This is a genomic window from Dactylosporangium sp. NPDC006015, from assembly GCF_040614215.1.
Classification (GTDB): Bacteria; Actinomycetota; Actinomycetes; order Mycobacteriales; family Micromonosporaceae; genus Dactylosporangium; species Dactylosporangium maewongense.
The window spans coordinates 43,025-68,837 of sequence record NZ_JBEXUD010000017.1; the positions used below are offsets into that span (position 1 = coordinate 43,025).

General features: G+C 70.5%; 23 protein-coding genes and 1 riboswitch. Of the genes, 6 read left to right on the forward strand and 17 right to left on the reverse strand.

Annotated elements, in window-relative coordinates:
• Window position 1: 1 nt before the first annotated feature.
• A complete protein-coding gene (locus ABZ321_RS28480; protein ID WP_354896706.1) occupies window positions 2–2,320 on the forward strand; it encodes a hypothetical protein in 2,319 nt (772 codons plus the stop codon).
• A 70-nt stretch (window positions 2,321–2,390) separates the two neighbouring features.
• On the opposite strand, the gene ABZ321_RS28485 is transcribed toward ABZ321_RS28480, so the two are convergent.
• Together ABZ321_RS28485 and ABZ321_RS28490 are read right to left on the reverse strand one after the other, a co-directional pair.
• Window positions 2,391–3,638 carry an amidohydrolase family protein gene (locus ABZ321_RS28485; protein WP_354896709.1) on the reverse strand — a complete coding sequence of 416 codons (1,248 nt, stop codon included), beginning with the start codon at window positions 3,636–3,638 and terminating at the stop codon, window positions 2,391–2,393.
• Between the two features lie 192 nt (window positions 3,639–3,830).
• On the reverse strand, window positions 3,831–4,007 hold the full coding sequence (locus ABZ321_RS28490; protein WP_344511683.1) for a hypothetical protein: 177 nt from the start codon (window positions 4,005–4,007) through the stop codon (window positions 3,831–3,833).
• A gap of 449 nt (window positions 4,008–4,456) precedes the next feature.
• Between ABZ321_RS28490 and ABZ321_RS28495 the strand changes: the two genes are divergently transcribed.
• Window positions 4,457–6,613: a LamG-like jellyroll fold domain-containing protein gene (locus ABZ321_RS28495; protein WP_354896712.1), complete on the forward strand. Its 2,157-nt coding sequence runs from the start codon at window positions 4,457–4,459 to the stop codon at window positions 6,611–6,613.
• A 251-nt stretch (window positions 6,614–6,864) separates the two neighbouring features.
• Here ABZ321_RS28495 and ABZ321_RS28500 read toward each other — a convergent pair whose 3' ends face one another.
• Both ABZ321_RS28500 and ABZ321_RS28505 read right to left on the reverse strand, forming a co-directional pair.
• Complete coding sequence (locus tag ABZ321_RS28500; protein WP_354896715.1) at window positions 6,865–7,554, reverse strand: DUF305 domain-containing protein; 690 nt, start codon at window positions 7,552–7,554, stop codon at window positions 6,865–6,867.
• 435 nt (window positions 7,555–7,989) lie between these two features.
• Entirely contained in the window at window positions 7,990–8,931 is a 942-nt protein-coding gene (locus ABZ321_RS28505) for a C39 family peptidase (protein WP_354896718.1), read from the reverse strand.
• A gap of 134 nt (window positions 8,932–9,065) precedes the next feature.
• Window positions 9,066–9,208, reverse strand: a riboswitch (cyclic di-AMP (ydaO/yuaA leader).
• Window positions 9,209–9,349: 141 nt separating this feature from the next.
• On the opposite strand from ABZ321_RS28505, the gene ABZ321_RS28510 reads away from it, so the two are divergent.
• Both ABZ321_RS28510 and ABZ321_RS28515 read left to right on the forward strand, forming a co-directional pair.
• Window positions 9,350–10,834, forward strand: coding sequence for a transposase (locus ABZ321_RS28510; protein WP_354896721.1), 1,485 nt, complete (start codon window positions 9,350–9,352; stop codon window positions 10,832–10,834).
• Window positions 10,835–11,038: 204 nt separating this feature from the next.
• Complete coding sequence (locus ABZ321_RS28515) at window positions 11,039–11,446, forward strand: DUF6855 family protein (protein ID WP_354896724.1); 408 nt, start codon at window positions 11,039–11,041, stop codon at window positions 11,444–11,446.
• A 225-nt stretch (window positions 11,447–11,671) separates the two neighbouring features.
• Here the strand turns inward: ABZ321_RS28515 and ABZ321_RS28520 are convergent, their stop codons facing one another.
• From ABZ321_RS28520 to ABZ321_RS28555, 8 genes are read right to left on the reverse strand one after another with little or no spacing between them, the layout of a single operon-like run.
• Window positions 11,672–12,460, reverse strand: a complete 789-nt coding sequence (locus ABZ321_RS28520) for a class I SAM-dependent methyltransferase (RefSeq protein ID WP_354896727.1) — start codon at window positions 12,458–12,460, stop codon at window positions 11,672–11,674.
• Window positions 12,457–13,179: an ABC transporter permease gene (locus ABZ321_RS28525; RefSeq protein WP_354896730.1), complete on the reverse strand. Its 723-nt coding sequence runs from the start codon at window positions 13,177–13,179 to the stop codon at window positions 12,457–12,459. Before ABZ321_RS28525 ends, ABZ321_RS28520 begins: the two co-directional genes overlap by 4 nt.
• Window position 13,180: 1 nt before the next feature.
• Complete coding sequence (locus ABZ321_RS28530) at window positions 13,181–14,152, reverse strand: ABC transporter ATP-binding protein (RefSeq protein WP_354896733.1); 972 nt, start codon at window positions 14,150–14,152, stop codon at window positions 13,181–13,183.
• A 14-nt stretch (window positions 14,153–14,166) separates the two neighbouring features.
• A complete protein-coding gene (locus ABZ321_RS28535; RefSeq protein ID WP_354896736.1) occupies window positions 14,167–14,928 on the reverse strand; it encodes a CPBP family glutamic-type intramembrane protease in 762 nt (253 codons plus the stop codon).
• A complete protein-coding gene (locus tag ABZ321_RS28540; protein WP_354896739.1) occupies window positions 14,925–15,584 on the reverse strand; it encodes a CPBP family glutamic-type intramembrane protease in 660 nt (219 codons plus the stop codon). The genes ABZ321_RS28535 and ABZ321_RS28540 overlap by 4 nt, the downstream gene beginning before the upstream one ends.
• 1 nt (window position 15,585) lies before the next feature.
• On the reverse strand, window positions 15,586–16,941 hold the full coding sequence (locus ABZ321_RS28545; RefSeq protein ID WP_344511658.1) for a YcaO-like family protein: 1,356 nt from the start codon (window positions 16,939–16,941) through the stop codon (window positions 15,586–15,588).
• A complete protein-coding gene (locus ABZ321_RS28550) occupies window positions 16,938–18,029 on the reverse strand; it encodes a TOMM precursor leader peptide-binding protein (RefSeq protein ID WP_354896743.1) in 1,092 nt (363 codons plus the stop codon). Before ABZ321_RS28550 ends, ABZ321_RS28545 begins: the two co-directional genes overlap by 4 nt.
• A gap of 3 nt (window positions 18,030–18,032) precedes the next feature.
• Window positions 18,033–18,977, reverse strand: coding sequence for a SagB/ThcOx family dehydrogenase (locus ABZ321_RS28555; RefSeq protein WP_354896746.1), 945 nt, complete (start codon window positions 18,975–18,977; stop codon window positions 18,033–18,035).
• A 194-nt stretch (window positions 18,978–19,171) separates the two neighbouring features.
• On the opposite strand from ABZ321_RS28555, the gene ABZ321_RS28560 reads away from it, so the two are divergent.
• Window positions 19,172–19,300 (forward strand): hypothetical protein, encoded by a 129-nt coding sequence (locus ABZ321_RS28560; RefSeq protein ID WP_344511652.1) that lies wholly within the window; start codon window positions 19,172–19,174, stop codon window positions 19,298–19,300.
• Between the two features lie 224 nt (window positions 19,301–19,524).
• On the opposite strand, the gene ABZ321_RS28565 is transcribed toward ABZ321_RS28560, so the two are convergent.
• Genes ABZ321_RS28565 through ABZ321_RS28580 form a run of 4 tightly spaced genes read right to left on the reverse strand, consistent with a single transcriptional unit; the run spans window position 19,525 to window position 23,376 of the window.
• On the reverse strand, window positions 19,525–20,337 hold the full coding sequence (locus tag ABZ321_RS28565) for an ABC transporter permease (protein WP_354896749.1): 813 nt from the start codon (window positions 20,335–20,337) through the stop codon (window positions 19,525–19,527).
• On the reverse strand, window positions 20,334–21,179 hold the full coding sequence (locus ABZ321_RS28570; protein ID WP_344511648.1) for an ABC transporter permease: 846 nt from the start codon (window positions 21,177–21,179) through the stop codon (window positions 20,334–20,336). The genes ABZ321_RS28565 and ABZ321_RS28570 overlap by 4 nt, the downstream gene beginning before the upstream one ends.
• Complete coding sequence (locus ABZ321_RS28575; RefSeq protein ID WP_354896752.1) at window positions 21,176–22,366, reverse strand: ABC transporter substrate-binding protein; 1,191 nt, start codon at window positions 22,364–22,366, stop codon at window positions 21,176–21,178. Before ABZ321_RS28575 ends, ABZ321_RS28570 begins: the two co-directional genes overlap by 4 nt.
• A gap of 23 nt (window positions 22,367–22,389) precedes the next feature.
• Window positions 22,390–23,376, reverse strand: a complete 987-nt coding sequence (locus ABZ321_RS28580; protein WP_354896755.1) for an ABC transporter ATP-binding protein — start codon at window positions 23,374–23,376, stop codon at window positions 22,390–22,392.
• Between the two features lie 120 nt (window positions 23,377–23,496).
• On the opposite strand from ABZ321_RS28580, the gene ABZ321_RS28585 reads away from it, so the two are divergent.
• Entirely contained in the window at window positions 23,497–24,936 is a 1,440-nt protein-coding gene (locus ABZ321_RS28585; RefSeq protein ID WP_354896758.1) for a PucR family transcriptional regulator ligand-binding domain-containing protein, read from the forward strand.
• Window positions 24,937–25,045: 109 nt separating this feature from the next.
• Here the strand turns inward: ABZ321_RS28585 and ABZ321_RS28590 are convergent, their stop codons facing one another.
• Complete coding sequence (locus ABZ321_RS28590; RefSeq protein ID WP_354896761.1) at window positions 25,046–25,804, reverse strand: dienelactone hydrolase family protein; 759 nt, start codon at window positions 25,802–25,804, stop codon at window positions 25,046–25,048.
• Window positions 25,805–25,813 lie beyond the last annotated feature (9 nt).

The following is a 25,813-nucleotide window of genomic DNA, read 5'->3' on the forward strand; positions in this document are numbered from 1 at the left end:
CATGGCCGCGAACACCGACCCCACCCCGGACCCGACCACCTCCCCCACGGGTCCACCGACCGGCGTCAACCTCGGCTACGCCGTGGACCAGCTGGCGCGGGCGCTCGTCACCGCGACGACGCACGAGGACGCTGACACGCGCCGCCGCGCCGACCGCCGCATGGAGCGGTGGGGCGCCGTGCTGCGCGGCGTCCTGGACGGGAAGCTGACGATCGGATCCCGCACACCGGTCAAGGACCTGCCGGCGTGGGTCACGCCGGGTGTCGTCCGGGGTGGCTTCGCGACCGGGACGGCGGCCGCCGAGGGCCCGTTGCTGCCGCACGAGCAGGCGCTCGCCACGAGGATGCGTGTCGCCGCCGACCGAGCGGAGTTGTTCCGCCACCACCTGAGCAAGCACGGCCTGACCGATCTGTGGACGCTGCTGGACACCGGCGCGTACCGGGTGGACCTGCCGGAGGAGGCGGCCCTGCTCACCGTCGCGTGGCTGGTCCGGGCCGGTGACGACGAGGCCGCGTCGGCGGTCGTGGAGGAGATCGCGCCGTTCGCCGGGCGGCTGCGGTTCGCGCCGCAGCCGGCGGACTCCGCGCCGGCCGACCCGTCGATCGTGTGGCGGCACAGCGCGGGCGAGGTCCGGGAGGAGCTTGCCGCCCGCCGCCCCAACCCGCAGATCGAGGCGATGCGCGAGGCGCTCACGGTCTGGAACCCGTTCGCCGACGAACTGCTCACCCACTGGCTCGCCACCGTCGTCGACGGCCGGGTCGCCGAGCGGGCCGACGAGGCCTGGACGGCCCGTTCCCGCACGCTGCTGGCGCGTTACACCGCGCTCACCGACCGGCACCAGCACTGCACGAAGCACCGCAACCGCAAGCAGAACCTCGCCATTCTGCGCAACGCCCTCGCCGAGCACCTCACCAGGCAAGGTCTCGACCCGCGCACCCGGGGATTGCTGCAGCACGCGGTCGACAGCATGGTGCGCCGTCGTGGTGCGCCTGGCTCACCGGCGCACACCGCGCTGCGCGCCGAGCAGGCTGCGATCGGCGCCGTGCCGACCCACCACGGGATCGCCCGGGTCGTCGTCGCGCGCCTGGCCGCCCTGCCGCAGGACGTCGGGGTCAGCGACGTCGACGCCGTCCTGCGGCCGGTCGAGGCCGGCGAGGCACCCGATGCGGCGATCCCGGTCGGGACAGCCGTCCCCGACGCGTTCGGCACCGCCGTGCGTCGCGCCGCCGCCGGCACCGTCGAGGAGCTCCTCGACGCCGGTGTCGTCCCGTCGGCCGAGGTCCTGGCCGTGCTCGTGCCGCAGCTGGCGGCGGCCAGCACCGCCGCCGCATACCGTGACCCGGCGTTGCAGCAGCTGATGACGGCGACCTACCGCGCCTTCCGCAACCGCCGGTCGCTGCTGCTGCTCAACCTCGAACACCAGGTGCGCCTGGAGGAACTGCCGTGGGTGCGGGCGGTGCAGGCCCACCGGCACGCCGACGCCGACACGCGCGGCGCCGCAGCCGGGGCCCTGCGCCGGCTCGGCGAGCTCACCCTGGATGCGTTTCCGGCGACTGTACTGCCGAACCCGCTGGTCCGTGAGCTCAGCGCGCTCGGGGCCGAGACCGGTCTGCGGCTGCCCTGGGTCGAGGAGCTGGCAGCCGACATCTTCATGGGGACGTTCTCCGGCAAGTACCTCGCCGCCGCGCAGATCGCCGGCGGTCTGCTCACCGGCAGCCTGTACGAGCGCTACTACGGCATCGACTACGCCGCCCTCACGGCTGTCGACGACGTCCGCAACGGAAGGTACGGCGCCCGGACGTCGCCGACGTTCGACGCGCTGTGCGGCGAGCGGGCGCGGGCGAGCGGATCGACCGGTTCGGGCTCGGTCGCCGCCAACGGCACGGTGATCGAGCAGGCGCAGATCCTCACCACCCACAACCTCGCCACCCTCGTCGGGCCGGCCGGCGTCCGTCCGGCCGGCGACTGGGCGACGCTGGCGTGGCGGGCGTACGTGAAGGCGAAGACCCTCGCAGCGCAGGTGCCGGCCAGCCCACATCCGCTGCCGGTCGTCAAGGACATCGCGTACGCCTGGCGCCACCTCGTGTTCTACCTGTCGATGCCCGGAGCCGATCCCGCCGAGTTCGTCCGGACGGTCCACAGCGACGCCGACGGTCTGCCGTTCCACGTGCAGATCCGGCTCCAGCCCGCGATCGGCGGCCTCGAGCACGTCGTCACCGGCGGGACGTTCCCCCCTGACGGTACGGCGGCTCCGGACCGCCGGCGGCTGCTCGGCTGGTCGACCCGCGGCCACTGGATGCTGCCTTCACGGTCCGCTTGACCACGGGCACCGCCGAGCAGTCTGACCGCAGCGAAGAAGGCCAGCAGTGTACGTCGATCAGCCGCATGGTTCATGCCATGGCGACTGGGCGATGTACCACGCCGTCGTGCATGACGAAGTCGACACCACCGGTGGCGTCGATGTCGTCGAACGGGTTGCCGCGGACGGCGATCAGGTCTGCGGTGGCACCGGGCCGGATCCGGCCGAGATCGGGCCGTTGCAGCAGGTCGGCAGCGGTACTGGTGGCGGCACGCAGCGCCCGTAGCGGGCTGATGCCGGTGTGCACCATGGCGGGGAACTCTCTCCAGTTCCGATGATGGGGGAACATGCCGGCGTCGGTACCGAAGGCGATCTGCACGTCGCTGGCGGCGACGTTGCGGGCGCTGTCACGCAGCTGGTCCGCATAGCGTCTGAACTTCTCCCGCTCGTCGGGGTCTTTGCCCCGCCAGTAGTCCTCGTCGTCGAGGTGGTCCAGCGCGTCGGCGACCATGAACTGGGTGGGAACGAGAAACACCCCGCGCCATTGCATCAACGACAGGGTCTCGGCAGAGGCAAGGTTGCCGTGCTCGACGGAGCGCACCCCGGCCCGGACCGCACGGGCGACACCTTCGTCGCCGTAGGCGTGCGGGGTGCACGGGACGCCCAGGTCGGTGGCGGTGGCCACCAGGGCGTCCATCTCCTGCTGGGTATACGTGGCCTGCCCGGGGTCGTCGGTGGGCGTGCCGAAACCGCCGGTGGCACCGAACTTGATCCAGTCCGCGCCGGTGCGGATCTCCTCGCGCACGGCGCGGGTCAGGGCGGCGGCCCCGTCGGCAAGCACGCCGATCTCGCGGCCGTGTTCGGGTGCGAGCAGGGTGGAGATGTCCCCGTGGGCGCCGCGAGCCGAGATCAGATGTGGCGCCACGAGCATGCGCGGCCCGATGATCAGGCCGTTGGCGAGGGCGTCGCGGAGGTAGATCGTGATCGGCTCGGCGGCGAAGGTGGCCAGGTCGCGCACGGTGGTGAACCCGCGGTCGAGCAGATCCCGCAGCACCGGCAGGGCCCGCAGAGCGATGACCGTGGCCGGGTCGGCCACGAACGCGGTGAGCAGTGCCGACGGATCCACCGTGGTATGCATGTGGCAGTCGATGAAGCCCGGCAGCAGCATGCGGTCGCCGAGGTCGACCACCTGCCCGGTGCCACGCCCGACCCGGTCGCCGACCTCGACGATGCGCCCGCCGCGAACCAGGACCTCGGTGTGGCCGGACGGTGTTTCGGCCAGCCCGTCCCAGCACCGCTCCGCTACCAGTACGGTTTCGGTCGAGGTGTTCGCTTTCATGGCGTCTCCGTGGTTCGTGCGCCCGTACGGCACTTCCCGCCCACTCTCGGGGTATGCGGGCCCGCGTGACTTTTCAACCGCTGGTGTTGGTCGCCCTGGACGATCACTGTCGCCACCGTCGGGGCAGGCGAACGGTGCGGCGACCACGGGCCGACCGCCTCGCGGAGCGACAGCGGTCGGCCCTGGAGGCCATCAGCAGTTGATGGTGAGGGTTGACGACCACTTGTAGTTGACGCCGTTCTTCTGGAGCAGCGCCCGGTAGTCATGCGTGCCGTCGCAGTCCCACCATGCGGTCTTCGAACCGTCGTTGCTCCAACGCGAGGTCCTGTCGAGCTCCTCCCAGCCGTACCAACGGGACCGGAAGAGCACGACCTCCCATGGTCCAGTGCCGCAGCCCTGGGTCGCACCCGTGGAGTACACCCAGTAGTTGCCGGAGATCGTGCCACGCGACCTCGGGCCGGTACCAGCCCACGGAGAGCTCGAACCAGTGCAGCCGTCGAGAGGCGCGCACCGGGCAAACACCGTCCACAGAGGACGGATCGGCAGCGTGAAGATCGGCAGTCAAGCGGTGGGCCGGGCGATGCACCATGCGAACCGCCGCACCATCGTCATCCAGCACCTGTTCACGTATGAGAACTAGATAGAAATTGGTTCGAGTACATAGACGCAGTTCGCGCTTTTGTGTTAAGAAGTGTTCACGTTCAGTCCTACTGGTGGTGGTATCCGCCATGCCGAACCCCAAGGGATGTCTCATGAAAGTGCGCCGCTGGTCCTCCCCGTTTCCCCTCTTCGCGCATGCCGATCGATGGCGGGGGCGAGTGTTCGCCCCGCTCGCTGCGGCGTTCGTCGCGTCGGTCATGCTTGCCGGATCGGCGGCGTCCGCTGCTGCCAACGCCGGCGCGCTAGCGGCTCCGGCCGACGACGGCCGGCTCACCGTGCTGCTGTTCTACAAGACCAACTTCCACGCCTCCAACGTGCAGGCCCGCCAAGCCGTGCGTGACCTGGCCACCCAGCTCGGCACGCAGTACAACCAGCCGGTCGACATCCAGGAGACCGACGACCCCGCGGCCTTCACCACCGCGAACCTCGCCACCAAGGACACCGTGGTCTTCGCGCAAACCGGTGGCGTGCTGTTCGACGCGGCCCAGCGCAGCGCGCTGGAGGCCTACATCCGCGGTGGCGGCGGCTACATGGGCATGCACTACGCCGGATGGTCGGTCGGTCAGAGCGAGCACGACGTCAACCCGTTCTACTACCGCCTCGTCGGCGCCGTCTCCGAGGGGCACCCGGAGAACCCCGGCGTTCGCCCCGGTCGCGTGTTCGTCTCGGACGCCAGCCACCCGCTGGTCCAGGGCGTCACCGCCTCAATCACCCGCAGCGACGAGTGGTACGACTGGGTGGTCAACCCCGCACCCAACGTCCGCACCCTGATCGAGGCCGACGAGTCGTCCTACGGCGGCGGCGCCAACGGCTCCCCGCACCCGCTCACCTGGTGCCAGAAGATCGACTCCGGCCGCTCCTGGTACACCTCCATGGGCCACGAGGGCACCGCCTACAGCGAGCCCTACGTGCGCGCCCAGATGAAGAACGGCCTCGCCTACGCCGCCGGGCTGCTGAGCGCCGACTGCTCCCCGCCGCCGGCCGCCGGTGTCCCGATCCGCTACGAGTTCGAGGAAGGCACGGGCACCACGGGCGCCAACACCGGCACCGTCGGCTCGGTCGGCGCGGCCGTCCTGACCGGCACCACCGGCTGGTCGACCAACGGCATCCTCGGCAAGGCGATCAACCTGCCCGGCGGTAGCACCGCCAACGCGGTCGACCTGCCGGACAACCTGCTGCAGAACGCGACGAACTTCACCACCGGGTTCTGGGTGCGCCCCGACGCCAAGAGCAACTGGACCAGCATGTTCCACATCGGCGACGGGCTGGGCTCCGCCGGGAGCTACTTCCACATCCAGATGCAGACCCAGGCAAGCGGCAACACCGGGCTCGCCGCCACCTTCAAGGCGAAGACCGGTCCTGAGGAGCGCGTCTATGCCACTCCTGTCCGGGACGTGGTCGCCGGCCAGTGGAACCACGTGGCCTTCACCCGTCAGGGCTCGACCGGCACGCTGTACCTCAACGGCGTGGCGATCGCGACCCGCACGGACCTGACGGTCACCATGGCCGGCATCGGCCCGACAGCCAACAACTGGCTGGGCCGCAACGGGTACGGCGACGCCGCGTTCGACGGTCTGATCGACGACGTCCGGGTGTACACGTCAACGCTGAACGCCGCGCAGGTGACGGCGATGTACAACGAAGGCAGCGCCGTCCGCTACACCTTCAACGAGAACACCGGCACCGCCGCCGCGAACTCGGGCACGAAGACGTCGGTCGGTGCGGCCACCCTGCAGGGCACGACGTCCTGGGCAGCCGGCCGGTTCGGCAGCGCGGTGTCGCTGCCGGGCGGCGCCGCGAACTCGGGCAACCAGGTCAAGCTGCCCGACAACATCCAGTCCGGACTGACCAACCAGTTCGCCGTGTCCTTCTGGGCGCGTCCGGACACCCTCCCGAACTGGGTGCCGCTGCTGCAGATCGGCAGCAGCACGGACACGTTCTTCCTGCTCCAGTCTGGCACGAACAGCGGAACCACCGGCTTCGGCGCCACCTTCAAGGCGGCCGGAAACCCGGCACAGGAGCGCCTCACGCTCGGTTCCGGCCGCGACCTGCCGCTCAACCAGTGGACCCATGTGGTGTTCACGATGAACGGCTCGACCGGCAAGATCTACTTCAATGGCGTGCTCCAGGGCACCCGTACCAACTTCCCCATCGGCATCGGCAACGTGGGCGTGGGCGGCAACACCACGGCCAACCTCATCGGCGGGACGAGCTGGGGCGACCCCCGATTCGACGGTCTGATCGACGACTTCCGCCTGTACGGCTACGAGCTCAGCGCCGACCACGTGACGCAGCTGTACTCGGGTCGCCGGTGAGCACGCTGTTCTAGTGGGAGCATCCACGCCCGCGCCCGGTCGGACTGACGGCTCCCGTCTGAGCGATGGCACCCGCCAGCGAACAGCCGGGTCACAATCCGAGTGAGCGTGGAATACATGACGACGTGGGCCCCAGGATCTCTCCTGGGGCCCACGTTCGTACTGATCGGGCTATTAGCCTCATCGTGAGGTGGGTCTCCACGTGCTGGGAGAGCAGGAGGACGCCGACGCCGGGGAAAGCGGACGAGGCTTTACTGCGACTGGCCGGCCATCTGCCGCATCGCAGCGATCTCGGCCTGCTGTGTCTTCACGATACGGCCGGCGAGAGCCTTGGCGTCCGGGTTGGTTCCATGCGCCAGCTCCGCCTGGGCCATCGTGACCGCTCCCTGGTGGTGAACGATCATCATCTGGAGAAACAGCTTGTCGAAGTCGGTGCCGGTCGCCGCCTTGAGCTTTGCCATGTCTGCGCTCGACATCATGCCCGGCATCGTCGGCATCCCGCTCGGCATCATCCCGCTTGGCATCATGCCGTTCGGCGATGCTCCATGCGGCATCATGTTGCTCGGCATGCAATGCATCTCGGGACAGCTCGGCATCGTGGTCGGCTGGCCCCAGGCGACCAGCCAGCCCTTCATTGTTGCGATCTCCGCCTTCTGCCCGGTACTGATCTTGGCGGCGAGTTGTTTGACGTCCGGATCAGTCGCCTTCGTCTCGGCGAGGGCGGCCATCTCCACGGCTTGCTCGTGATGCGGGATCATCATCCGGACGAACACCGCGTCGACGTTGTTGAAGGTGGGGTTGACGCTGACGCTGACGCTGCCGTTGTTCGGTGCCGTAGGACTACCGCCACCGCTTGCGGTGTCACTGCAAGCGGTGAGCGCGACGGTGACAGTGAGGGCGACGCCCACCAGCACGGCGCTGCCTCGGGTGTAATGCCTCATGGCGCACAGACTCTTTCGACTCGGTGTGGTGAGCTGCATCGCCCTGAGCGGCTACCCCTGTGATGCGGTCATACCGAACGCGGGCGTCATCGCCCGGACGGCGTGACCTCGGCGCTGCAATCCGTTCCACAGCCGGACTCGACGCAATCCCACACTCCCGGGCATCCACGGCATGCTTCCCGAACCGGGTGGCGTTATGCGAGCTCCACACCACCGACCAGGAACTCACCCGGCAGCCTGACCGGTCGTCGCTTCAGTGCGGGTCGATGGCTAAGCATGCCCATCGCCGCCCCGCCCGGCAACGCGCCGCGCAGACCGCCACCGGACACCCACATCGTGACCACGAACAGGGCGCTGGACGCCAGGACTGAGCCCACGACGGCCGGCCACCACGACGCCGCCCTGCCACCGTCAGTTGATCGGCGATGCCGGGAATCAATACGAGTAGCCGCGCGAGGAGATCCAGTCGGCCAGCTTGGGAGTGCTCAGCCAGTAGGTGCCGTCCCCACTCGGGTCGGCCGGGTCGGCGATCTTCACCGTGCCGCCGCTGTCGCGGTATCCGACGACCGTCAGGTAGTGACCGCCTTCGTAGGCGTGCACGGCACCGGCGGTGTCGGTCGCGTGTCCGGCGATGTTTGCCACGATTGCCCGTCCGCCGCCGACCGTGGTCAGCACGTCGGTCTGAAGCTGCGCGGCCTGCGCGGGCGTTGCCGGGTAGACCGGGATCTCTCTGGTCTGGTACAGCGTGCGGCCGTGCCCGAGCACCTGGTTGAGTACGCGGGTGGTGTCGAGGGCCGAGTTCGTCCCGTTGGTGGTGGTGCCCAGCATGGCCGCGGCCTCGTCCTGACTGACGGCGTGGCCGGCCGCCGTGAGCGCGATCCGGGTGGCCGCCGGCCCGCAGAAGTAGTAGTTCGGCTGCAGCTGGAACTGGTACTTGAGGAGCATCGTCGTCGGCGCGGACGGCGCCGCACCGTCGGCCTTCGGTGGTTTCGTGGTCAGCGCCGCGCCCGCCGCTGCGGTGCGCCCAGACGGCGGATCGCCGAGCTGACTGAGCACGATGCCGGCCACGGCCGCCGCGGCGAGCATCACGCACATGGTCACCGCCATCCGCGGCCGGCGGATATCCCCGGCGCGGTGGGACTGCGGCTGTACGGATTCAAGGTTCACAACGAGTCTCCAGTAGCCCGGAGCAGGGCGATCGATACGGGCATGACGTGCGACGACACGCGATGCACAGCCATCGGGCAGCAAGAAGTGATGTGCGCGGCGCACAGTCCCGCTCGCCACCTCAGCAGCCGGACGGATGGCGCACAGGCCACGGGCCTGCGGCTGCCTGCCGCGCTGCGTCAGTAGCCGCTGCAACGGAGCGGCCGGCACCTACGCGACTGTGACCACCCGCAGCGTGACAGCAGGCGGCACTAGCGTCCTGTTGACGCCGCTCGGCGCGCGGACGAGCAGGCACGCGCCCTGCGAGGACCTCGGCGATGGGGGTAACGGCTGTGCACAGACACTTCTCCTTACGCGTCCGCCTACCGGGTCAGCTGACGGATTCGGGCGCGAAGGTCGCCCTACCACAGGCCGTCGGCCCGCGGATTCACCCCAGACATGCGGTGGGTCCCCGGCTCGTGCGTGCACGACTCAGCGAGCCTGCCCGGCGTCACCTGCTGTGAGCATGAACCGGACCAAGCGACCCATGACGTTACGCAAGGGGCACTGCCATGGCAAGGCCCGCTAGTGCTGTGTCCACGAACGTTGGCCGGGATTTTCTGTCGTACCCCTGTGCTTGAGTGTTCGTATGCCTCGCCGTCGTGATCCTGCTGCTGCCCGGGTGGTGCACCGCACCTGCCGGGTCGGGTTGCGGGTCACGCGTGGTCAGAGGGAGCGGTGTTTCGGGCTGCTGCGCTCGGCCGGCGACGTGTGGGCGTGTGTGCTGGAGGTCAACCACTGGCGGTGGCGGCATCAGGCGCCGCCGGTGGTGTCGTATCAGGCACTGTGCCGGGAGCTGTCCACGGCCGGTCCAGGCACCTTCGGTGACCTGGACACGACCGGGGCCCGGTCGGTGCTACGCCGGTACTCCGACGCCTGGTTCACGGCGGCGAAACGCCGCAAGGCCGGTGACCTGTCCGCACGGTTCCCGCGCAAGCGGCGCGGTCTGCTGCCGGTCCGCTACTACCACGGCACGTTCACCTTGGACGGGCGGCGACTGCGGCTACCGACCGCGAAGGGTGCGGCGCCGTTGTGGCTGCGCCTGGACCGGGCGGTGCCGTACCCGGTCGAGCAGGTCCGGTCCGTGGCCCTGCTGGCCGAGGGCGGGCGGTTGTGGGTCGAGGTCACCGCCGAGGTTCCCGTCACCGTGTATCCGGCCGACGCAGGTCCGGACCCGGCTCGGGTCGCTGGCGTCGACCTCGGTGTCATCCACCCCTACGCGGTTGCTGGCGCTGACGGGCACGGGCTGCTCGTTTCCGCACGCGCGGTCCGCGCCGAGCACCGTATGCATCTCTCCGACACCAGGCACCGCCGCCGGGCGACCGCCGCCCGGGCCCCGAAACCCGGGCAGCGCGGGTCACGGCGGTGGCGCAAGACCTGTCGCCGTGCCCGCCTCGTCGAGGGCCGGCACCGGCGCCGGGTCCGGCAGGCGCAGCATGAGGCGGCGAAGACCGTGATCGGCTGGGCGGTGCAGCGGCGGGTCGGGACGTTGACCGTCGGCGACCCTCGCACCGTCCTGGACCTGCCCGCGGGCCGGCGGCACAACCTGCGGCTGCGGCAGTGGCAGGTCGGCCGCGCCATCGCAGTGCTGCGGGACAAGGCCGAACTCGCCGGCATCACCGTCCACCTCGTCGACGAACGCGGCACCTCATCAACCTGCCCCACCTGCCGCAAGAAGATCACCAAACCGGCCGGGCGGACCATGACCTGCCGGCACTGCAACCTCACCGGGCACCGCGACCTGTTCGCGGCCGCCACCATCGCCACCCGCACCCCCAACCACCCGGGCGGGAACCCCACGGGCGGCGGCACCAGCACCCCAGCAGCAGTAGTGCTGCCGCAGGTGCTTACGCACCGTCGAGCAGGACGACACCTCCCCGGTGCCGGACTGTCCCGGCGTGACCCACGCCGACCCCCACCACGCCATCACGCCGCCACACCCGGCGACGCGACGGTGAACACGATGGGGGCGGCGACAGGAGTCAGTTGGCCGGCTGAGGCCCGCCCCACCACGGTGGGGAGTCGCTCGACCGCACCCGTGCGGCGAGGAACCACAACACCACCAACCCGGTGAACGTTAGTGGTCACAGCACTAGCTGGAAGAAGCCGCACATCATCACTGTTCGGACCGACTACTCAATACGTTGACAGCATCGCGGCATGGGTCGGTTCAAGCGATCTCAGGGTCCCACGATCGGCTGCCGCGGAGGCCATCCCGGCCCGGGCATGACGGCACGGGGTCTAGAGTGCGAGTCGAACGCGCGGACGGGAGGCGGTCATGCCGGCTGGCACGAAGGACGACCCGTGGGTGCTGAAGACCCCGCCCGGGTCGTCGGAGTACACCATGTACCGCGACGAGGCCGCCGACCCGCCCGCCCTGGTGTGCCAGGTCGGCTCGACCAAGCTGACGTACCAGCTGCGGGCGGTCGAGGATCTGCATGCGTGGCTGCGCGAGCAGGGCGACTGGGTGCCGCTGGGCGCCGCCGACGAGAACAAGCCCGCCGCCGACGGCACCGTCGAGGCGTGGGGCCGTTCGGAGGACAACCCGGTCGGCGGCTGGTACGGGCTGCGCAAGGGCTACCGGGGCCGGTTCGGAATGTACCTGCCGCCGCTGCTGGAGGTGCTCGGCCTGGCCGAGCTGACGCACGATGCCCGCAACAACCGGATGCGCGCCGTCACGGAGTGAGAATCCGCTTGAGGCGGGCCAGATCTTTCTGGTTGGCCCGGCGCATCGCCGCGGCCATCACCGACGCGGTGACCTTGCCGAAAAGGGCCCAGCGCCGGCGTCCCCCCGTGCCTCACGAGCAGGACCGGCCCGCGAACCGACGCCGCCGCCCAGGCCACCCGCCGAAGCGGAGGCGGGCCTGACGCCCGAGATCCCCGAGCCACGCGACCTGTTCCAGTGCCGGACTCAGCCGCCGCGGCGAGGTTCGAGGGCGACCACGCCGTCGACGAGCGTGCGGCTGGAGGCGCCGGACCGGGGTCGCGGCACCGGCAGGGCCCGGTAGGCCACGACCCGCCAGCCCGGTTCCTCCAGCGGCGTCAGTGAGTCCAGCCCGAAGAGCGCCAGCCCACCGGGGACGCGCTGGGCAAGGGTCTGCATCTGCCTGGCGGAGTCCGCGCTGACGATGTCGGCGATCCAGTGCGCGGCGCCGGTCCGGCTCGCGAGCGTGGCCGCCAGCGCCGTGACTGCTCCGGCCGGCAGGTACACCAGCAGGCCCTCGGTGAGCACGATCACGTCGCCGGATCGTCCCGTCTCGTCCACCACGGCGCTCACCGCGGTCTCGTCGCGGACGTCCAGGCCGACCCGCCTTACCGGGCAGCTGTGCGGCCGGCCGTGCAGGGTCCGGTCCTTCAGCTCGACGACGGCGGGGTCGTCGGCCTCGACCAGCTCGCGGCATCCGGGCAGTCGCATCCGGTACGGCCGCGTGCAGAAGCCGGCCCCGAAGTTCACCACCGCGGCCCCCGGCCGTCGCTCGAGCGCATCGACGAGCATGCGGTCGATGAGGACGGTACGGGCGACAACCTCGTCCCGCCCGGCGTCGGCGAGCCGCGCGATCGGCGCCGCCGCAGCGGTCGGCGTGAACAGCTCGGCGAGCGGGTCCGACACCCGGGGGCGCGGAAGGCGGCTCTCCGCGGCCCGGCAGGCCGCCGCTGCGTACGCGGTGGCCTGCACGGTCCGGTCGACGAGGGGGTTCATTCCCAGCGGAACAGCCAGGCGGCGCCGGCGGCGCAGACCACCACGGTGCCGCCCAGCACCGCGACATCGACGCCGACGGAGTCGCCTCGGTCCAGCCACGCCCATTGCAGCGCGTCGATCGCGTACGTCAACGGAAGGGCGTCGCTGATCTTGCGCATCCAGTCGGGCATCAGTTCGAGCGGGACGGTGGCGCCCGTCAGGAAAATCATCGGGAAGTACACCAGGTTGGCGATGACCAGGGCCGTCTGCTCGCTTCTGGCGATGGAGGCGATCAGCAGGCCGATGCCGAACATGGCGGCGCCGGAAAGCAGCGCCAGACCGGCGAACGCGAACGTCCGCTCCGGCGCGTGCAGACCGAACACGAGCGAGCCGACGACGACGAGCAGGGCGATGCCCAGCACGCAGATGACGATGTTGATCAGCAGCTGTGCGGTGAGGAAGACGGTCGGCCGGGCGGGGGTGCCCCGCAGTCGGCGCAGAAACCCGCGGGAGCGGTACTCGACCATGCCCAGCGGGAAGCTCATCAGCCCGGCGACGGCGAGGACGAGGCCGACGTAGGCGGGCACGGACACGTCGACGGTGCCGAGGCCGTCCCACAGGTCGGACGGCTTGTTGCCGTAGATGCCGCCGAAGATGCCCAGCACCATGACCGGGAACACGAGGCCGAAGAACAGCGGCGGGAAGTTGCGCAGCATTCGCCTCGACTCGAACGCCAGCACGCTAGGAAACATCGACGTTGTCCGCTTCGCTCGAGGCCGTTCCGGCGGCCTGCCCGGTCAGGTTCAGGTACGCGTCGTCCAGCGAGGCCGGCAGCTCCCGCGCGGTGGTGCCGTGTTCGGCCAGGACCCGGTCGACGTCCGCGCGGCGCGCCGGTTGCACCTCGAGCATCAGCCGCTGCCCGGCCGGCTCCACCCGCACCCCGGAACCCAGCCCGGTGAGACCTTCGGCCAGCTTCCGGTTGCCGCCGGCGCCGTCGAGCACGAGCCGGGCCGAGTCGCCGGCGTGGTCCCGGATCAGCTCGGTGGGTGTGCCGGTGGCTACGACGCGGCCCTTGAGCAGCACGTTGACCCGGTCGCAGAGGTACTCGACCTCCTCCATGTGATGCGAGGTGATCACGATGGTGAGGCCGTCGCCGTTGCGGCGGCGCAGTTCGTCCCAGACCATGCGCCGGGCGGCCGGGTCCAGGCCGTTGGTCAGCTCGTCGAGGAAGACCACCTGCGGGTTGTTCAGCAGCGCCAGAATCAGTGACAGCCGCTGCTGCTGCCCGCCTGACAGCTTGACGACCTGGCTGCGCCGCTGCCCGCTCAGGCCGAACAGCTCGAGCAGCTCGATGTGATCGGCCGGGTCGGGGTAGAACGACGCGAAGAGCCGGCAGATCTCCTCGACCGTGGCGCGGGGCGGGTAGACGAGCTGCTGGAGCTGGATGCCGGCGATGCGGGTCATCCGCGTACGGTCGGTGGCCGGGTCGAAGCCGCCGACGCGGATCGTGCCCGTGGCCGGTTTCCGCAGCCCTTCGACGCACTCCAGCAACGACGTCTTGCCGGAGCCGTTGGGGCCGATCACGCCTACGACCTGGCCCTTGTCGGCGCCCAGGTCGACACCGTCGACGGCGACCAGGTCACCGTAGCGGACGGTGATGTTCCGGGCGTCGACGAATGGCTCGGCGGCGCTTGCTTCTGCTTCTTGACTCACCGTTGTCGGCCTCCTCATCGGGGCACTGCGGCCGCGACGGGAGCGACCCGGCGCGAGCTGGTCTGGGTGTAGTAGGCGGCGAACGAGGCATGCACCGCGATCGCCGGAAGGACGCTGCCCTCGACGATCACCAGCAGCCCGCACACCACCGCGAGCACCACACTGGACAGCGCGAGCACGGTGGCCTGCAGGGCCGTCTCGGTCAGCAGTACCTGGCCGACGGTGAAGGTCGCGCCACTGATCGCGATGGCGGCCCACACCGGTGTGTCGCTGGCCAGAAGGCCGCCGAGGAAGACACCGCGGAAGTAGAACTCCTCGACGGCGGCGCTGGTCGCCGGGACGATGTACCGCCATGCCCGGGGTAGCGCCAGGATCTCGGCGATCCAGCGGACGCCGGTGACCGCGCCGGGCACGTCGGTGCGGGGTCGCACAGCATAGAGGATGGACATGGCGAATGCGGTCAGCGCACTGGCGCCGGCGGCGGTCAGCACCAGCAGACCGACGTCGTGCGGGGTGACATGCCAGGCGAGCAGGGTGACCACGTCGAGGCCGCCCCAGTACATCACGAGGATCGACGCAAGGACGCCGCCGGCCAGGTACACCAGGGTGCCCAGGATCGGGAACACGTATCGGCCGGGCAGCCCCGTGCGGCTGGCGACGGCCAGGCGTACCCGTTGGCGGGTACGGTTGCGCCGGAAGGGCAGCCGGTACAGCGCGAGCCAGGCCGCGGTCGCCGCGACAGCGACGGCGGTGAACACCGCCGCGTCGCGGGTCACGACGGCTCCCGGCGCCGCAGCACGGTGAGCACGACCACGTTCTGCACCGCGTGCGCCACCATCGGCACGAGCACGTTGTCGCCTCCCAGCAGGTACAGCAGGCCGAACCCGATGCCGGTCAAGGTCTTCTGCGCGACGGTCATGGCGCCGAAGTAGAGGTGGTTGAGGCCGTACACGACGGCGGTGACCAACAGCGCCGCGGCGGCCGGCCAGCCCAGGACAACTCCCAGCAGGTGTAGTCCCACGCCCCGGAACAGCACCTCCTCGGCAGCGGCGACGCCGACCGCGGCCAGCACCACCCAGACCGATCCGCCGCCCGCGAGCCGGTGCAGCGCGATGCCGGCCAGTCGCCGGTGCCGGACCGCCAGCCATGCGGCGCCGGTGGCCCATTCCAGCACCGGGGCAAGGCACCCGAACGCCACCGCGGCGGCGTACCAGCGCCAATCGACGGGCGAGGACAGGTCCCACCGCATCGGTGCGAGCGTGGCGACCAGCGCCGCCATGGCCACCAGCGCCACGGCGAACACCAACTGCCCGCGCACGGCCGGGTCGAGTCTGCGCCGCGCCGCGCCGCGAGCGCCGGTGCCGCCGAGCACTCCGGACAGGGTCAGCCGGAACGCCTGCGCCGGGAACGCCGCGCAGAGCAGTACCAGCACGCTAAGGCAGAGGGTGCGGGTGGACATTCGTCACTCCGCCGTGCGCGACCATGCGCGGATGCGCCTTCGGCGGCATCCCGGGCAGGCACATGCTGAGCAGTTCGGGGATGAGGACGCGAACCACTTTCCAGTCGGTGCCGGCCAGTTCCGGCGGTGTGATGTCGAGGTAGGTCGCCCAGCGGCTCACCCCGGCCACCATCTCGAGCAGCGACTCGAGCGTCGACGCTCCGGCCAGCGGGGCGATCTCGGAGAGCTTCACGGACCCGCTGAACCGCTCGGCGACGATGGCGCGCTTGTGCTCCGCGTCCTGCGGTCCGGCGTAGAACAACACGTTGGAGTCGAGGTCCAGGTACGGCGAGGAATTCGTCGCCGCGTGCACCGCCGTCGTGTCGAAGATGGCGCTGTACATGCCGAGGCCGAGGATGGCCGCGCTCTCCATCGCTCCGCGCAACAGCGCCGAGCGCGGGTCGGCGTCGCCCTGCACCCCGAAACTGAGCATCGGCAGCGCGTCGGTCTTGCGGTCCATGTACACGCCGATGGTCGGCAGTGGGAGGTCGGGTCGGGTCAGGTGGATCGCCCGGACCCGGTAGTCGGCATCCGGCCCGAGGTTCATCGTGGCTAGCACCCGCAGCGCGTCCTCGTCGTCGACGACGACCTGCGGACACGGATTCGGGGTGTACCAGTTGAGAATGAACGAGTCGATCTGCACCGCCTCGATCAACGCGTTGCGCAGCGCGTTCTCCAGGCTCACGTGTGCCGCCGTGCCGGTCGAGAACGACGGGGTGAAGAGCAGGTCGCCGTGCGCCGCCGAGGTGGTGAAACCGAGGAAGAACAGCTGCGCGGGGACCCAGAGGTCCTCCCCCGGCCGGGTCAGCGCCGGGCAACGCACCCACGCGATGACGTCGTCCTCCGTGGGCGGGCGGTCGGCGTACCGGTGCAGCCGCGAGGCCAGGGTGCGCTGCTGTTCCGGACCGAGGATGCCCAGGTACTCCAGTGGCATGCACTCGCCCTCGGCCGACAGCTCGCGCCGTGAGGCGTACCGGAAATCCTGGTCGAACAGGCGGATCGCGACCATCGCGGCGTACCGCTCGACGCTTTCCCCCATCATCTTGATCATGGCCTCTTCCTGGTACAGGCCGTACCCGCTCAGGTGGTACTGCACCTGCAGATGCGGGTCACCCATGATCAGGCGGTGGTAGTGTGGCATGGTCGCCGTCATCGCCCGCATCCGGGGCTCGCCCGGGATGTCGGCGACGGCGACGAAGAACCCCGGCATGATGCCGGTCTGGTTCGCCCCCAGGTGCTTGTACCGCCGCAGCAGCCGCGTCATCGGCGGGTAGTGCGACACTGCGCTCATCGCAGCACCCCGGACACGATCCGGTCCACGGCCGCCCGGCTGTTGAAGTTGATCTCGCGGATCCGCTGGCGGGACACCTTGCCGCAGCCCGGGCAGGCGGGCATGCGCAACAGGTCCTGCGTCTGGATCTCCAGCGTGGGCAGATGCACGCCGAGCACCCGGCCCGACAGCCGCGACACGCCCACCGTCGCGTGCAGGTACCCCTCGGTCAGCGCCAGCGTGGTCAGCAGGCTCATCATGGGCGCGTCCGCGGCGCGCGGTGCCGCGGACCCGACCGGCGAGCGGGCGAAGTCGTGATAGGACACGTGGTCCTCCAGCCGCGCCAGCGCCCGCTGCTCGAAGCACTCGAAGCAGCCGGTGTGCGGGGACTTCAGGCCCACCACGGACACGAACGGCCCGTCGATGAACGCGCACACCCACGGCACGTCGCGGCCTTCCAGCACACGATTGATGTTGCGCAGCAACGGCAGCGACGGTCGCTGCAGGCACGTCACCAGCACCGCCGAGCCGGTCAGCGCCGGAGTCAGGTCGGCCATGGCCTGCTCGGTGGCCAGGCCGTCGATACGGGACGTGAGGTCGGCGCTCGAAAGGCGCTCGACCGTCTCCGGGGCGAGCGGCGCCAGCCGCAGCCGCATCCCGGCCGCCAGGTGCTCGGCCTGCGCCGTGGCCGCCGCAGAGTCCGACAGGAAGGCGACCTCACCGCTCGGCGGCTCGCCGTCCCCCGGGTACGGCGACACCATCCGGCCCAGCAGCGCCGCGGTCACCGCATCCTGGCTGTCGCGCTCACGCGCGGGCACGAACAATCCGGCCTGTGCCAGGTCGGCGAAGAGGCGCTCGATGTTGGCCGACTCGATCGGTAGCAGCCCCGGATCCAGATGGTCGGCGACGCGCACCGGCCCGGCGGCCGCCGCGCGCAGCGCGGCCCGCACGGTGGCCCCCACCGCCGGCGACTCGCGGCTGACGTCGATCACCGCCTCCTCGAAGTTCCACACCCCGGTGCGGATCCGGAAGCGGCCGGCGCTGTCCTCCACCAACCGCGCCGTGCTTGCCAGCAGGTAACTGTCCATCATGGACTCGTCTGCGCTCACCGACTACTCTCCCTGCCCGACCACGCTCACGTGCACGACGTGGCTGGTCAGGCCGTCCAGGTCCAGCATCTTCTCGATCGTCTGCTTGTCGTAGCCACCCTGGTCACAGCCGGCCAGGCCGAGCGCCGTGCGGGCCAGGTGCAGGTTCTGCAGGATGGCGCCGACTTCGATGAGCCCGAACACGACACCCCCGTCGCCGTACTTGCGCGAGTTGTCGTAGAGGTTGTACACGAACGTCAGGACGAACCCGCTGCGCTCGACGTCCAGGTCGGGCGAGCGCAGCACCTGTGCCGGCGACAGCTGCGGATGCGACGCGACCGGCGAAAGACCGTGGGCGTACGGCAGGTACTCGTACGCGCCGGGGGCGAGCCCCGCGACGTTGAAGGCATGGACGTACAGCGTTACCGGGTAGAGACCACCGCCGGAGGCGACGGTGCGCAGCCCGATCACGCCGTGCGGGTCGGCCGGATTGCCGTACGGCAGGCTGCCGGTGGCACCCTGGCAGTGGAACAGCAGCGCCGACAGGTCGGCCAGCGAGATCGGCTCGCCGCTGAACAGGCGGGTGCTGCGCCGCTCGGTGACGACCGCGGTCAGTCCCGCACGGATGGGTTTCGCGGCGGGCAGCTTGACGACGTCACGCAGGTCTTCCTCAAGGTCGGCGTGGCAGGAGGACAGGACCGCATCCGGCTCGTAGAACCTGCCGATGCCCATCTGGAAGCCCAGCCGAGCGTTGTCCGTGCGGTAGTTGAGCAGGAGTTCCTCGCCGGCGAAGGCGTCATCCCCGGTCGCCCATCGGCCCCGCACCACGGAGTCTGGGGTCCGGACGACCGTGGATGACGTATAGATCGAGACAATCGTGTGCTGCATCGCGAAGCTGCCGACCGCCCGGAGGTAGTCGTGGTCCTTGAGCGCTTCCTCGACTTCTTCCCTGGTGCGGCGGTAGGGCATGTCACTCCGATGCGAGCGCGGACAGGGAGGTGACCGGCAGCGGCCGGATCACCAGGAGCAGCAACTGGAGCAGCAGCAGTTGCCGCCGCCGCACGTGGTGGAGGCACCCGGAGCGACCGTGACGGTCAGCCCACCGGTAGCCGTGGTACCGATCTGGCCGGAGAAGCTGAGCAAGACTGGTTTCCTTTCACTGGTTGGGCGCATGGGCCGGCGACTACCACGAACAGCAACTGGTGCAGCAGCAGTTGCCGCCGCCGCACGTGGTGGAGGCACCCGGAGCGACCGTGACGGTCAGCCCACCGGTGGCCGTCGTGCCGATCTGACCCGAAAAGCTGAGCATGCGATTCACCTCCCAACGACGAATTGACGACATCGATCGATGCGATTTCGTCGGCCGCACGGTAACATGCGCATCAGAGGCGTATCCAGGATGTACTTTCGCTGATCAATGTGCATGGAGCACACGGGCCACGACTGTTCATCCGGCGTACACACCTCCGCCGAGACCTGCACACGAACCGCAAGCAGGCCGCGGCGAGCCTGACGACTACAGCCGGCCGCCGGTCGTGTCGGAGGAGAGGCGCTGGGCCAGGTACACGGGGATGATCGACGCGACGATGAGCACCGCGGCCACGACGTTGATGACCGGGGCCTGGTTCGGGCGGAACAGGTTGTTGAAGATCCAGATCGGTAGGGTCTCGGTGCCGGGGCCGGCGGTGAACGTGGTGACCACGATCTCGTCGAAGCTCAGCGCGAACGCCAGCAGGCCGCCGGCGAACAGGGCGGAGCGCAGCAGCGGGAACGTGACGTAGCGGAAGGTCTGGCCGGGGCGGGCGCCGAGGTCCGCGGACGCCTCCTCGTAGGAGGCGCCGGTGCGGCGCAGGCGGGCGAGCACGTTGTTGTACACGACGACGACACAGAACGTGGCGTGGCCGATCACCACCGACAGCAGGCCCTTGCCGACGCCCAGCGGCTCGACGACCGAGCGGAACGCGGTGTCCAGCGCGATGCCGGTGACGATGCCGGGCAGCGCGATCGGCAGCAGCACGAGCAGCGAGACCGCCTCGCGGCCGAAGAAGCGGTACCGCTGCACCGCGAATGCCACCATCGTGCCGAGGACCAGGGCGACCAGGGTGGCGCCGAGGCCGGCCTGCAGCGACGTCCACAGCGCCGAGCGCAGGCCGCTGCTGTCCCACGCCCTCGACCACCAGCCGAACGTGAGCGATCGCGGCGGGAAGGCGAACGTGCGGTCGGCGTTGAAGGAGTTCAGCAGCACCAGCGCCAGCGGCACGTACACGAACGCCAGGCCGAGGGCGGTGACGGCGCCGAGGACCCAGCGGGCGGTGCGGGAGAGCGTCATAGGTTCTCCAGGGCTCCGGTGCGGCGTACCGCGAGCAGGTACACCAGCATGACGAGCGCCGGGATGGTGGCCAGGGCGGCGGAGAACGGCAGGTCGTTGGCGGCGCCGATGTTCGCGTACACGAGGTTGCCGATCAGCTGGCTCTTGCCGCCGACGATCTGCACGGTGATGTAGTCGCCCAGCGACAGCGAGAATGTGAAGATCGAGCCGGCCACGATCGATGGCACCAGCATCGGCAGCACCACCGAGCGCAACGTGCGCCCGGGCCGGCCGCCCAGGTCCGCCGACGCCTCCAGCAGCGAGTCGGGCAGCCGGTCCAGGCCCGCGTAGACGGGCAGGATCATGTACGGCAGCCACATGTAGGACAGCACGAGCACGGTCGCCGGCAGCCCGTAGCCGGGGCCGCCGAAGATCCGGTCCAGCGGGCCGTCGTTGGCCAGCATGACCCGCCACGCGTACGCCTTGACCAGGTAGCTCGCCCACAGCGGGGTGACCACGGCGACGAGGAGGATCCGGCGGTACCGCGCCGGCGCCACCTTCGCCATGAAGAACGCCATCGGCACGGCGAGGACCGCGTCGATGAGCGTGACGGCGGCGGCCACTCCCACGCTGCGCAGCACGACGTTGCGGTACACGGGCTCGGTCAGGATCGTGCGGAAGTTGTCCAGCGTGCTCTCGTGCACGACCTCGCCGGTGAAGGTGTTGACCTGCCACAGCGACGAGGTGAGCAGCACCGCGAGGGACCCGAGGTAGGCCACGACGAGCCAGGCCAGCGGCGCCGAGAGCAGCGCCGCCAGCCTCGCCCGCGGGTGGCGGTGGAAGAACCCTGCGATGACCGTCATCCCTTGATGCTCGTCCAGGCCTTGGTCCACTCGCTGTAGTCCTTGCACTTCACGTCGGTGCGACCGTCGACGCAGTCGGCGACCGGGGTCGTCCAGTACCAGACCTGGCCGTAGTACGACTCGTCGTCGGCGTGGTAGGTGGTGCAGTGCTGCGGGTCGGCGGTCTTGGCGCAGGCCAGCTTGTTCGACGGTGCCTCACCGAACCATTCGGCGACGGCGGCGTTGGCCTCAGGGGAGATGATGTGGTTCATCCACAGGTACCCGCAGTTCGGGTGCTTCGCCTTGGCCGCGATCATCCAGGTGTCGGACCAGCCGGTCGCGCCCTCGCTGGGCAGGATCGCCTCGACGGGCGCCTTGTCGGCCTCGGCGAGGTTGGCGATGACCTGCCAGGTGGTGCCGAGCACGGAGTTGCCGGCCTTGAACGCCTGCACCTCCTTGGTGTAGTCCGACCAGTACTCGCCGATGATCTTCTGCTGGCCCTTGAGCAGGTCCACGGCCGCGGTGAACTGTTTGTCGTCCAGCGCGTACGGGTTCTTGATGCCCAGTTCCGGCTTGTGCTTCATGAGGTACAGCGCGGCGTCGGCGATGTAGATCGGCGAGTCGTAGGCGGTGACCTTGCCCTTGTACGGGGAGTTGGCGTCGAAGACCACGTCCCACGAGGTCGGCGCCGGCTTGACCACGTCGGTGCGGTACATGAGCAGGTTCGCGCCGCGGCCGTGCGGGGCGCCGTAGGACGCGCCGCCGACGGAGTTCCACGCCTTGTTCTTCAGCCCGTCGAAGACGTCCTTGTAGTTGGGCACCAGGTCGGTGTTGACCGGCGCGACCACGCCGCCGTAGATGAGGCGCAGGGAGGCGTCGCCGGAGGCGGAGACCACGTCGTAGTCGCCGGTCTTCATGAGCGTCACCATCTCGTCGGACGTGCCGGCGACCTTCACGTTGGCCTTGCAGCCGGTCTGCTTCTCGAACGGGGTGACCCAGTCGACCTTCGGGTCGTTGCTGCCGTTCTCGGCGTACCCGGCCCACGCCACGATGTTCACCGCGCCTTCGCCGGCCCCGAGGCTCGCCAGCTTGTCGATCTTCGGCAGCTGGGCTCCGGCGGGCCCGGCCGGCGCGTTGCTCTGCTTGGCGTCGTCCCCGCAGGCGGCGAGGGCCAGCACGGTCGCGAATACGGCGATGTATCGGCGCATGCCTTCTCCTTGATTCGAGCGCGTCAGTCGAGCGCGATGAGGTCGGAGGAGCTCCAGGTGAGGCGGACCGCCTGGCCGCGCAGCGCGGGCAGTCCGGGTGCGGAGGTGAGCAGCACGACCATGCGGGGTCCGGCGTCGAGGTCGACGACCAGGCGGGTGAAGGCGCCGGCGTACACCACCTCGGCGACCTTGCCGGCGGCCGCGCAGTCGCCGTCGCCGTCGAGGCGGATCTTCTCGGGCCGCAGCGAGAACGTGCCGGACCGGCCGATGACGTCGGCGCCGGCGAACTGGTTCGAGGTACCGACGAACCCGGCCACGAACGGGGTCGCCGGGCGCTCGTAGAGCTCGGCCGGCGCGGCCACCTGCTCGACCCGCCCGCCGGAGAAGACGGCGACGCGGTCGCTCATCGTCAGCGCCTCCTCCTGGTCGTGCGTGACGAACACGAACGTGATGCCGACCTGCCGCTGCAGGGCCTTGAGCTCGACCTGCATCTCTTCGCGCAGCTTGAGGTCCAGCGCGCCGAGCGGCTCGTCGAGCAGCAGCACCTTCGGCCGGTTCACCAGCGCCCGCGCCAGGGCCACCCGCTGCCGCTGCCCGCCGGACAGCTGCGCGGGGCGCCGGGCGCCGTAGCCCTCCAGGCGCACCGAGCGCAGCGCCTCCTCGGCCCGCTCGTGCCGCTCCCGCCGGCCGGTGCCGCGCACGCGCAGCCCGTAGGCGACGTTGTCCAGCACCGACATGTGCGGGAACAGCGCATAGTCCTGGAAGACCGTGTTGACGTCGCGTTCGTACGGCGGGCGTCGCGTGACGTCGACCCCGGCGAGTTCGACGGTGCCGGCGGTCGGCGACTCGAAGCCCGCGATGAGGCGCAGTACCGTCGTCTTGCCGGAGCCGCTCGGCCCGAGCATGGAGAAGAACTCGCCGTCCGCGATCTCCAGGTCGACCCCGTCGACGGCGTTGACCACGCCGAACGACTTGCGCAGCCCGGTCAGCCGGATCGCCGGTCCGCTCATGCCAGCACCTCCGCTTCCCTGCGGCTGGGTTGACGGAACCGTAGGGAAATCGGGCACCGACTCCAATGGACAGATGTACAGCGCTTCAGCAAATCGTTGTGCAGCAGTACAGTCACGCCCGTGAGCGTGCGCCTCGCGGACCTCCTCGCCGACGACGGGCTGAGCCTCGTCGTGCGGGCCGGTTCGCGTGCCGACCTGCAGCGGGAGGTCCGCTGGTGCGCCGTGACCGAGCTCGACGACCCCCGGCACTGGCTGCAGGGCGGCGAGCTCGTGCTCACGACCGGCCTGCGTCAGCGCACCGCCGCCGCCCAGCGGCAGTTCGTGCGCCGGGTCGCCGAGCGCGCGGTCGCCGCGATCGGCTTCGGCACCGGGCTCACCCACCGGGTCGTGCCGGCGGCGACGATCGCCGCCGCCGATATCGCCGGGCTGCCGATCCTCGAGGTGCCGTACGAGACCCCGTTCATCGCCGTCGACCGGCTCGTCGCCGACCGGGTCTTCGCCGCGCACTACGGCCGGCAGCGGGCGCTGCTGCGCATGCACGACGAGCTGACCCGGGCGCTGCTGTCCGGCGGCGGCCTCGCCGGCATGGTGGATGCGCTGCGGCGCATGGTCGGCGCACCGATCGGCGTCGTGGACGCCTACGGCCATGTCTTCGCCTCCGCGCCGCCGGGCCTGCCGTGGCCGTCCGGCGCCGCCCGGCAGGACCTCGTCGAGGTCGGCGGAACGGTCGAGGCGGCGCTGTGCACCGGGCCGGTCGCCGGCGGCCAGGACGACATCCTGCCCTACGCGGCCAGCCTCGTCGGCCTGGAGCTGGCCCGCCGCCAGGCCGTCCTCGCCGGCCGGCGGGAGCTCATCGGCCACCTCGTCGAGGACATCGTGCGGACCACGATCGCCCCTGCGGAGGCCGAGCGGCGGCTGCTCGCGTTCGGCGTGGACGTCTCCCACCCGTACACCGTCGTCCTCGCCACCTCGCCCGACGTCGCCGGCCTGCGGGCCCTGCCCGGCAGCGTCTACCCCCTCGCCGAGACCGGGGTCGAGCCGGTCGCCACCGCCCACCTCGACGACCACCTGGTGGTGCTCGTCGGCCGCTCGCCCAGCGCCGCGGACGTCGCCGCCAAGACCCTCGCCTACGTCGCACAGCTCGGCGATGGCGCCCGGGTCGGCGTCGGCGGCGCCTACAGCGGTGTGCACGGGCTGCGCTGGAGCTTCTACGAGGCCCGCGAGGCGCTCAGCCGCGGGCCCGGCATCAACGGCCGGGAGCCGCTCTCCCTGCCGGGCCTGCTGCTGGCCAGCGACGACCTACCCCTGGCCGACCTCGGCCGGGAGGTCCTCGCGCCGCTGCTGGACTTCGACACCGCCTCGGGCGCGGCCCTGGTCGAGACGCTGCGGGTGTACCTCGAGGAGGACGGCTCGGTCGCGAAGGTCGCCGCCCGCCTCTACGTGCACCGCAACACCGTGCGCTACCGCCTCGAGCAGATCGAGCGGCTCACCGGCAGGCGGCTCACCTCGACCGCCGACCGCGTGCAGCTGTGGCTCGCTCTGCACGCGGTGTCACTCTGACACGGTCAGCAGCCGTTCGCGGACGTCCCGGTAGCCGACGGCGCGTCTTCTTACGGTCTCCACACCGGACTGCACCGCATCGGCAGCGGCTACAACTATCGAAAGATCTTTAGAAGACCTCGTCCAGGAAGGCCGTCAGCTCGCGCCAGCTGCGGGCGTCGGCCGCCGGGTGGTACGCGCCGCCCGGCAGGGTGAATCCGTGCTCGGCGCCGGAGTACGTGATGACCTGCCAGTCCAGGTCGGGGCGGGTGCGCAGCTCGTCCTGGAAGGCCGCCACCGCCTCGTCGGGCACCACCGGGTCGGCGCCGCCGGTGCAGATCAGCACCGCGCCGGTGATCGCGGCGACGTCGGCCGGCTCGTGGGCCACGAGGCGGGCGTGGAACGCGACCGTGCCGGCCAGCGGTGCCCCGGTGCGGGCGAGCTCCAACGCCGCCGAGCCGCCGAAGCAGTACCCGATGACGACGATCCGGCTCGCGTCGACCGCCGGGTCGTTCGCCACGACGTCGTAGGCGGCGCGGACCCGGTCGCGCATCAGCGCGAGGTCGCCGTAGTACTTCCCGGCCTCCGCCGCCGCGCTCTGGTGGTCCTCGAAGCGCCGCCCGGTGCCGTAGAGGTCGGCGGCGAAGGCGTAGTAGCCGAGGCGGGCGAGCATCTGGGCACGGGCCTTGGGGTACTCCCGCAGCCCCGTCCAGTCGTGCACGATGATCACGGCGGGCTTCGGCCCGGCGACCGCGGCGTCGTGGGCGCGGTAGCCCTCCATGGGCTGCCCGTCATGGTCGTAGGCCACCGTCGCCTCGGCGATCTGCGCGCCCGGGCGCTCGGCGACGGCGTCGATGAGCCGCCGGTGCTCGGCGGAGAAGTCGGTCATGACCCCGAC